The following is a 1,333-nucleotide window of genomic DNA, read 5'->3' as shown; positions in this document are numbered from 1 at the left end:
GGTGGTGCTCCACGCTGGTGGTGGAGGTGCTCATGAAAGCGAAGGATTTGCTTGGTCGGCGTGGTGAGCTATTGGCCGCTGATTTTCTTGAAGACCGGGGAATTAAGGTGATCGACCGGAACTGGCGCTGTCCCACAGGCGAAATCGACCTGGTGGCCATCGACGGAGAGACCCTGGTCATCGCAGAGGTCAAGACCCGCCGGTCCCTGCGCTACGGTCACCCGTTCGAGTCAATAACTGCGGCGAAACTGGTGCGGCTGCAGACCTTGGCGGTGCTGTGGTCCCGGCACCACGCCGTTTTTCTGCCGCACACGCGCATCGACGCGTTGGGAGTGCTCGACGACGGCGGTCCGGATCCCGTGGTCGAGTACCTTCAGGGGGTGGGCTGAGTGGCTATGGGCCGGTCATTCTGCGTGGCTTTAGTGGGATTGAACGGGCACATCGTGGAGGTGGAGGCCGATATCGGCCAGACGCTGCCGAATTTCGTGCTGCTTGGACTGCCGGACGCATCCCTGAATGAGGCGAAGGAGCGTATTCGCGCGGCGGCGCATAACTCGGGTATTCCGTTGAGCCGCCGAAAGATCACCGTGAATCTCGTTCCGGCCTCGCTGCCGAAGAAGGGGTCGGCGTTTGATCTGGCCATCGTCATGGCTGCCCTGCGCGCCGCCGGTGATATTCGGGCCACCGGGCGGACGGTCTTCATTGCGGAACTGGGGTTGGATGGCCGGCTCCGGGAGGTGCGTGGCATTTTGCCTGCCGTCATGGCCGCGGTGCGGGCGGGTTTTGCGGACTTCGCGGTGGCGGTCGGTAACCTGGCCGAGGCCGGGCTCGTGCCGGGGGCGAAGGTGGTGGGCTACCCCTCGCTGGCTCGGGTGGCTCTGGCCTTTGGCGCGGACCCGCACGAGCTGACCTTGGATGACTTACCTGCCGTCGCTGTAAGAGCTGGCCACTCGATCCCGGGCGGCACCGCACCCGTACCTGAGCCTGATTTGCTCGATGTGGCAGGCCAGGCGGAGGCACGGTTGGCCCTTGAGGTCGCCGCGGCCGGCGGCCACCATTTGATGATGGTTGGACCGCCCGGGGCAGGTAAAACGATGCTCGCCGAACGGCTGCCCGGGCTGCTGCCGGACCTGGACGACGCTGAGGCGATGGAAGTAACGGCCATCCATTCGCTGGACGACCGCGATGCTTCCGTGTCCTGCCTGATCCGCAGACCGCCGTACGAGCGTCCCCACCACACCGCCAGCACGGTCGCCATTATCGGCGGGGGCAGCGGCATACCCCGTCCGGGCGCGGCCTCCCGCGCTCACCGCGGCGTACTCTTCCTCGACGA

2 protein-coding genes are annotated in these 1,333 nt (G+C 65.7%); both read left to right on the top strand.

From position 1 onward, the window contains the following. Positions 1-32 precede the first annotated feature (32 nt). Positions 33-389, top strand: coding sequence for a YraN family protein (locus tag IV498_RS18745; RefSeq protein WP_269048586.1), 357 nt, complete (start codon positions 33-35; stop codon positions 387-389). Continuing rightward, positions 390-1,333: YifB family Mg chelatase-like AAA ATPase (locus tag IV498_RS18740; protein WP_269048585.1), on the top strand; the 944-nt coding region annotated here is incomplete at its 3' end.

This window comes from Paenarthrobacter sp. Z7-10 (assembly GCF_026932795.1).
In the GTDB taxonomy this organism is placed as follows: domain Bacteria; phylum Actinomycetota; class Actinomycetes; order Actinomycetales; family Micrococcaceae; genus Arthrobacter_M.
The sequence above is the reverse complement of the archived record's forward strand: the minus strand, read 5'-3'. Positions and strand labels throughout refer to the sequence as shown.

Coding starts and splice junctions, on each gene's coding strand:
- IV498_RS18745 (WP_269048586.1), top strand. CDS start 33: ATGAAAGCGAAGGATTTGCTTGGTCGGCGTGGTGAGCTATTGGCCGCT.